At 38.2% G+C, this 7,876-nt stretch carries 3 protein-coding genes and 2 pseudogenes; 3 read left to right on the forward strand and 2 right to left on the reverse strand.

The window, feature by feature from the left end; genetic code table 11:
* Window positions 1–3,518, forward strand: a 3,518-nt coding sequence (locus tag A1232T_RS12615) for a BapA/Bap/LapF family large adhesin (RefSeq protein WP_143513998.1), incomplete at its 5' end; no start/stop codon positions are given.
* Between the two features lie 232 nt (window positions 3,519–3,750).
* Complete coding sequence (locus tag A1232T_RS12620; protein ID WP_077449732.1) at window positions 3,751–6,549, forward strand: YheC/YheD family protein; 2,799 nt, start codon at window positions 3,751–3,753, stop codon at window positions 6,547–6,549.
* 125 nt (window positions 6,550–6,674) lie between these two features.
* Here the strand turns inward: A1232T_RS12620 and A1232T_RS12625 are convergent.
* Window positions 6,675–7,127: pseudogene (locus A1232T_RS12625) on the reverse strand (transposase); the annotation flags it as partial.
* A gap of 255 nt (window positions 7,128–7,382) precedes the next feature.
* Here A1232T_RS12625 and A1232T_RS12635 point away from each other — a divergent pair.
* Window positions 7,383–7,766 carry an ISAs1 family transposase gene (locus tag A1232T_RS12635; RefSeq protein ID WP_077449734.1) on the forward strand — a complete coding sequence of 128 codons (384 nt, stop codon included), beginning with the start codon at window positions 7,383–7,385 and terminating at the stop codon, window positions 7,764–7,766.
* On the opposite strand, the pseudogene A1232T_RS13725 reads toward A1232T_RS12635, so the two are convergent.
* Window positions 7,739–7,876 (reverse strand): annotated as a pseudogene (locus A1232T_RS13725) (IS3 family transposase); the annotation flags it as partial. The gene A1232T_RS12635 and the pseudogene A1232T_RS13725 overlap by 28 nt on opposite strands.

The following is a 7,876-nucleotide window of genomic DNA, read 5'->3' on the forward strand; positions in this document are numbered from 1 at the left end:
CAACGCTAACTAAGAATGAAGATGGCACCTGGACATCGGATAACGAAGACTTTGTACCAAGTACAACGCCTGAGAATCCGAACACCACAACCATTCCAGAGGAAGCGGTTGAAGACGGTTCAACAGTAACTGCGATTGCTAAAGATCCTGCAGGTAACGAAAGTGCTGAAGCTACCGTAACTGCGCCTGATGTCACAGCGCCAAGCAAACCGACTCTAACGCCAAGTGAAGATGATGGCTCAGTAGAGGTTGGTTTACCAGACGATGCTGAAGAGGGTGACTTTGTTGAAGTGACTGGTACAGACGAAGAAGGTAATCCAGTTGAAGCAACGCTAACTAAGAATGAAGATGGCACCTGGACATCGGATAACGAAGACTTTGTACCAAGTACAACGCCTGAGAATCCGAACACCACAACCATTCCAGGGGAAGCGGTTGAAGACGGTTCGACAGTAACAGTAGAGGCTAAAGACCCATCAGGTAATAAGAGTGGTCCAGTAACAGCTATTGCTCCAGGGAATGAGGGTGAGGAAATCCTTGCTACTACAGATAACGACGTTGATGTAATTCTAGAGGCAACACCAACTACGACAAATAATACAGAACCAAGCAAGTTGAATGGAGGTGGCTTTGTTTTAGCAAGTGTTGGTTTAGGCCCAATCTTGGGTGCAGATGTATTAGCTGATGTTCTGGAAAAATCTGTAATAATTGAGGTAGAACAAGACACTGTACGTGAAGTAACACTTCACGGTGTTTCTGGTGGTATTCAGCTTATAGGAACAATGGATTTATACGCTTATAAACAGAATGAATCTACTGGAGAGTGGGAGCAGCAATCAGTTAATGAAAACTGGCTTGTTGCAGTATTATTAGGCGGACGCTCTAAAGATACGGATTTCACCCTGACTCAGGGTAAATGGATGTTTACCATGGCTTCTGGGGAAGGAATTCAAGCCCTCACAGGGTTTGAGCTTAAGTTCACTAAAGATGTGGTATTAGATTACGCTAATGCTGAAAGTATAAGAGGGCTTGTTGAAGGCAATATGATTACCGACGACGATCCGAAGTATGGTGCTGACGAGGTACCGGAAGGTAGTCGCTTAACATCTGTTAATGGTGTTGAGGTTTTAAACAATGCACCGACTACCATTGATGGTAAATACGGTACATTAGAAGTTAAAGCTGATGGGTCCTATAAATATACTGTGCATGAGAGCTTCCGTGGATATGGTGAGAAAGATATCTTTACTTACCAGGTCACATCACCATTAGGTAAAACATCTGAGTCTGATTTAACCTTTTTATTAGATTTAACCTCATCTGAACTTCATATCGAGATCGATAATATTGTGCTCATGGATGCAGAACCTACTATAACTCATGATGGCAAATCTAATATTAAGAATGCAGTTGGTTTCTCTGTATTGGAGGTTGGGTTCTTAGGACCAATTTTAAGTGCAGATGCTCTATCTGGATCTGGAGCAATGTCCTTTAATGTTGGTCAGAATCAAGTTAAAGAGCTAACATTCCACGGTAGCGCAGGCGGTGTCGCTGTAGGTGTCGGATATGATTTATTCATCTATAAGTTGGATCCTGAAACAGGTCACTATGTTCAGGTTCATGCTGAACCAAAATGGTTCCAGGCAGTATTTTTAGGTGGTAAGTCAGATGAGTTGACCTTGCAGTTTGGTGAGGGTGAGTACAAGGCCTTACTACAAAGTCAGGGTGGTTTAGGGTTGCTTACTGGCGCTGGGCTATATGTAGACCATGAAAAAGTCTACGATTACAACCAGCCTTCGAACTTTAATGGTGAAGTGAGTGGCGACATTACAGCTGAAGACTCAACAACTGTTCTCAAGGTTGACGGACAAGAGGTTGGGTCTGATAAAGGTACAGTGGTTGAGGGTGAGTACGGTAAGTTAGTGATTAACTCTGACGGTACTTATACTTATACTGTAGAAAAGCCAGTTAATGCACCTGCTGACTGGGAACCACCATACGGTAAGCTGGATACATTTACAGTCGTCACTCAAGACGCTAACGGTAAGGCCATTATTGAGAAGCTAAACATCAAAGTGGGTGTTCATACCGCAGGCGATGATTTCAATAATATTACTATCGTAGAAACGAATGTTGAGTCGACGATAGAGTTCCATCATGCCGATAAAGTTGGTAATTATGGAAATTCTGTAAAAGAGACCTTTGAGATTAAAGCAGATCAAATTGGTCGAGACTTCACAATTAATGTTAAGACATCTTCCGATCTTGATTGGTTTACTAAGAAGGATGTTACGGTTAGTTATGTCTTAAGGAATGATACGACAGGTCAAGAGTGGACCTTTACTGCGAAGAAAGGTAAAGATGCATCTTTAGATCATGTTGTTCATGACTTACCAGCTGGCCAATACACGCTCACAATTAGTTCTGTAGATGGTAAATTGCAGCAAGTAGATGTTGTAACAAACATCACCCATCTAACAGAATATGAGACTGATCATATTGATCCGATTACAGGCTCGTTATTTGAAAATGATCAAGGCGGGCTAATTTTAGATACCTTAGCTATTGGTAATAAACAAGTCTCTGTTAACGATCCAAGTAAGGGAGCAACTTCTATCACAATTGAGGGTCAGTATGGAACTTTAGTTGTGAATAAAGATGGATCATATACTTACACACCAAAAGGTGAGGCTTACGGTATTGATAAGTTTATTTATGAAACTACTTCAAAAGTAGGAACTAAAGAAGTAGCAGTACTGGAAATCGATGTAGGTAAAAACGTCATTGCTTCAAAATATGATGACGTTGCTGTGAGTTCTTCTGCAAACGATACATTCACCATGGGCGAGGGTGCTGATACCCTTATCTTTAATAACCTCGGCGGCACTGAAGGTGGGAACGGTAACAATGGTGTTGACACTTGGGCAGACTTTAATGCTACTCAAGGTGATAAGATCGATATCACGGGCTTGCTTGATGGTAATCAGACAGCCAGTAATATCGGAAATTACTTAAAGTATGAAAACGGTGTGCTCATGGTCGATCGTAATGGTAACTCTGAGTTTGAGGATCTGCTTAAAGTGGACGCTACTGATCTTGATGGGCTTTTGGATAGTATTGAGTGGCAAGCAGCAGTAAGTGGTAAGGTTGCCAACTACAGTATTAATACTGAAGATACGGTTTACCTTCCAGAAGATACTTCATTAGCTACCTCAGCCGAAGGGATTGATGTTCTAAGCTTTGAGGGTGCAGATCAGGTGATTAGTCTAGCCGATATTATGCAACCTGAGGTCATAGATATTAATGGTACTGGCGCTAACACCTTAAATGTAGCAGTAGAAGATGTTGATTCTGCTATCTACGTGAAGGGTGGTAGTGATGATACTGTTAATTTAGAAGGCAGTAACTGGTCTACTGTTGAGCAGACTACCTTAGGTGACCAGGTATACGATATATGGCAATCAGGTAATGATGCATTGATACAGGTTTATATTGATCCTAATATAAACATTATCTAGTATTACCTAATTAATAAACTAGGCTAAATTAATTTTATAAAGTTTGAGTTAGACCCCATAAGTTGGACACAGTTTATGGGGTTATTTTCTGCCTTATTATATATAGTAAGATAGATATAAAAAGATAGACTAAATTGTAAGAGATATCTAATATTCAAAATACTGAAAGAAAAATATTTAAAAATATGTTAAGACTTACTAATCTTAACTGCTATAAATACTAGAGAAGACAATGAAATCCAACAACTTAGAAAAATTGCTTACTGAAAACTTCCAACAGTTTATTAGTCATTGGGAGAACACAAACCGTCAAGGTGAATTAGACAATACATTAATTATTTCTGTGTCAGATGGGTATGAACGGGCAAAAGTCATAACGCCTACTATTAATAAAGGCGATATGATTGAGAAAGATGGACAGCGCATTTTGGAGATGCTTTTAAGTAAATTGAAGTGGGCAACCAGTCAATTTGATGACCCTTTAAAATGGTTGCGAATAGAATGGGTCAGCACAGAAAAAGAATTTACATGGAAAGATTTTAATCAAGAGCTTAGACGCTATAAACGAAATTATTTTCGTTCAGGTATTGCTTTTGAAGGCAAAAAAAAACCTTGGTGCTTATTGACAGAGATGGAGCTTAATGCCAATGCATGCTTATATGCAGGCAACGATGTCTCTTATGCCAAAGCTAATCTTAAAAACTTAAACAAGTATATTAAGTCTCGACACAGCAGTAATAATTTACCAAGTTTTGATGATGAGATGACACTGATAGTTTTTAATACAGAAGGTGTTTTCTTAGATGCAAGTACGGGTGAGTTTATTGAGATAGAGTCAAAGCCTCGTAATAAAGGGCGACGTATAATGCTGCCGTTAAACAGTGACAGTATTCAGCCGATTATTTCTCAATCAGCTTGTTATTTGGCCAATCAAGTTCAACCAACTGGGAAATATGTGTATGGTTATTTCCCTTGTTTTAATCGCACTATCAACACTTATAATGCTCTAAGGCATGCCAGTAGCACTTATGCTTTGATAGAAGGTTATGAAGCCTGCAAAAAATTTAATATCTTAAGTGTTCAGCAATTAGAGGAGATGTTGTCACAAATAGATAATGCGCTCGACTATACGGCTAACACGCTGATACGCACTTATGGTTATAAGTCTTATGTTGTTGATACAGGTGATGAAATTAAGTTAGGCGCTAATGCAGTCGCTATATTGGCTTTTGTTAAATATATACAAGTATTTCCCAATAATGATAAAACTGAGAGATATCTATCTATAGCCAATAAACTTGCACTTGGTATTCTTGATATGCAGCAAGACGACGGAAGTTTTGTGCATGTATTACATAGTAAAGATTTAACACTCAAACAGAAAAATCGCATCATTTATTATGATGGCGAAGCGGCATTCGCACTGATGCGTTTGTATGGTTTAACCAAAGATGAGCGTTGGTTAAACTGTGTCGAAAAGGCATTTGACTACTTTATTGAAGCAAAGCATTATCGCGCACACGATCACTGGTTATCTTATTGTTCTAATGAATTAGTGCTATATAAACCTGAAAGAAAGTATTTTCAGTTTGCAGTCGATAATATAAAAGGCTATACCGACTTCATCAAGAATAGAATAACAACTTTTCCTACCTTATTAGAGTTGTCGATGGCATTTCATAAAATGCTATTAAAACTTGATGACTATCCTGAGTATCATGATGTTTTAGAGGGTTTTGATGTTCATGATTTTTATCAGGCGTTACACGCACGTGCTAATTACTTGTTGAATGGCTTCTTCTTCCCTGAAGTGGCGATGTTCTTTAAAGCACCAAATACCATTCTGCATGGTTTCTTTATTCGTCATCATTCATTTAGAGTACGCATTGATGATGTAGAGCATTATCTATCCGGTTTGATAGCTTATGCAGAACTTTTAGAAGAAGGTCAATACCCTTCAGCTTTGCAGTCTTCGATTGGTAGTGAGTCAGTTAAAAGTTTAAAGCAAGCTCAAATAATAGATAGGGTTAATATTGGGATGCTGAGAACAGGAAGTAAGCCTGGATATAGAGCATTAGCAATGGCTTATATTGGACAACATAATGGTATTGAGATTTATTTTTTTGGTATAGATGATGTGAATGTTGAAACCAAAAAGATAAATGCAAAGAAACTAGTCGATAATAGATGGGTTGATGAAATAATTGACTATCCCGTAATCATTGATAATGATGTTGCATTATCTCTTAGAAATAAAGCTATTTTTGACCATTTAGCTAAAAATAGTTATTTAACCACACAGGTTTTTGGTGGGAAATTAAAAACACTAAAATTATTAAGTGATAATAATATATTTTCTGAATGTTTGATTCCTCAAGTGGTGATAAAAAGTAAGCATGATTTTATATCTTTTATTCATAAATATAATTCATCTGTATTAAAGCCCATCAGGGGGAGTCAAGGCAATAACATATATTTTATTACTATAAAAGATAGCAGTTTGTATGTTAATCATGAAGGTAATACAAAGGAAGTGATTAATCTGGATAAATTCTACGATGATGTTATAAAAGGCAGGAACTTCCTTATTCAAAAGTACATTACCTCAACAACCATTCAGGGCTCGCCTTTTGATATTAGAGTTCATGTTCAAAGGAATGCTGACAATAAGTGGCAAAATACTAAGACTTACATTAGAGTGGGAACTGGCGAAAGGTTAACTGCTAATATTTCTACGGGTGGAGCTATAGCAAACGCAGTTCCTTTTATAAAAAACACATATGGAGAGAAGTCTAAGAAAGTATTAAATAAAATAAATGAAATAGCAAAAAAACTTCCAGATCTATTTCAACAATTCTATACAAAAGAAATAGATGCTTTAGGTATAGATTTAGGGGTTGATAAAGAGGGAAATGTTTGGATATTTGAGATTAATAGCTTTCCTGGAACAAAGTTCTTTTATTTAGAAGAGGCGATTATTCGTATTGGATATTTAAAATATCTTTATAATAGAGAAGCTAAGAGAGAGTAATATAGACAACCTGTAAATACCCCATTCTTAACACAACATCATCGTAGAATAACTAAGCCACCTGCCTGTACTCAGCAGGTGTCATATCATTAAGGAGCCCATCCCAGATTCTGTGTAACTGCAATTTAGATTAAATGCTTACTAACACGCTCATCGAACATAATCATAAAACGATTAAGAGCAGACGTCCAGTTACGGATGGGCATCGACCACTTTTTAGACGCTTGGCTCGTGGCTAGATAAACAACCTTAAACGCCGCTTGATCAGATGGGAATATCTTACGCTTATTCACAGCGGTACGAATCACGCTATTTAATGACTCGATAGCATTGGTCGTATAAATGGCTTTTCTGATGTCTTTCGGGTAATCAAAGAACACGGTTAAGCCCTCCCAATTATTGCGCCAAGAAGTGACTACATGTGGGTATTTATCGCCCCAGGTGTCATCAAACTGCTCAAGGTTAGCCTCTGCCAGCTCAAGCGTATCAGCGCCATAAACCGCCTTTAAATCAGCAGCTACTTTTCTCCTATCTTTCCATGGTACAAACTTCATAGAGTAACGTACCATATGCACAATACCCCCCTGTGTCAGGATAGTTACATTGTCACCCCTAACAATCAAGTAAAAGGGGGTAACAAGGAACAAAGATGTCCAGATACAGTGAAGAGAGAAAACAAGCTATATTAAGCAAGCTATCGCCGCCACATAACTTAAGTGTATCAGAAGTTGCAAGAAGTGAAGGCATAGGTGTACAAACCCTCAGGGCAATCGCACTACAAAAAGTCAAAGAAGGAGTAAAATATAGCAACCGATCCATAAGAGGTAGCTATTATGCTCAACGACCCAAGAGAGTTCTTTGCCAAACTCAATGACCCAAGATGCCAAAACAAAAACCTCTATCATCCACTAGAGAACGTCATATTTATTGCGCTAACCGCTTTTATCTGCGGCTATAACGACTGGATGAGTGTCGAAGACTTTGCCAAAGAGAACAGGTCATGGTTTGAGAAGGTTCTCAATATGCCTTATGGTATACCTTCGCATGACACCTTTGGAAATGTCATGAAAATGATAGATAAAGATCACTTTGCCCTATGCTTTGCTCATTGGATGACCGAAAGTGTTAAAGACCATACACACATTGCCATTGATGGTATAAGGTACTCCCCAATGTCTAGACCAAATTATCATAAAATTAAGATAGAGTTGGGTTGATAAAACGATTTATTATCCGAACTATTGTTAGCCAGATAAACCTGTGCAGGAGTATGGTAATCGAGCGACTGATGTAAACGCTCATGATTGTAAAACTCGAAATACTCTTT

Origin of the sequence: Psychrobacter pasteurii (assembly GCF_900162815.1) — a bacterium.
Classification (GTDB): Bacteria; Pseudomonadota; Gammaproteobacteria; order Pseudomonadales; family Moraxellaceae; genus Psychrobacter; species Psychrobacter pasteurii.

Bases quoted from the DNA above. Each gene is read 5' to 3' on its own strand.
- A1232T_RS12620 (WP_077449732.1), top strand. From the start codon at position 3,751: ATGAAATCCAACAACTTAGAAAAATTGCTTACTGAAAACTTCCAACAG.
- A1232T_RS12635 (WP_077449734.1), top strand. From the start codon at position 7,383: ATGCTCAACGACCCAAGAGAGTTCTTTGCCAAACTCAATGACCCAAGA.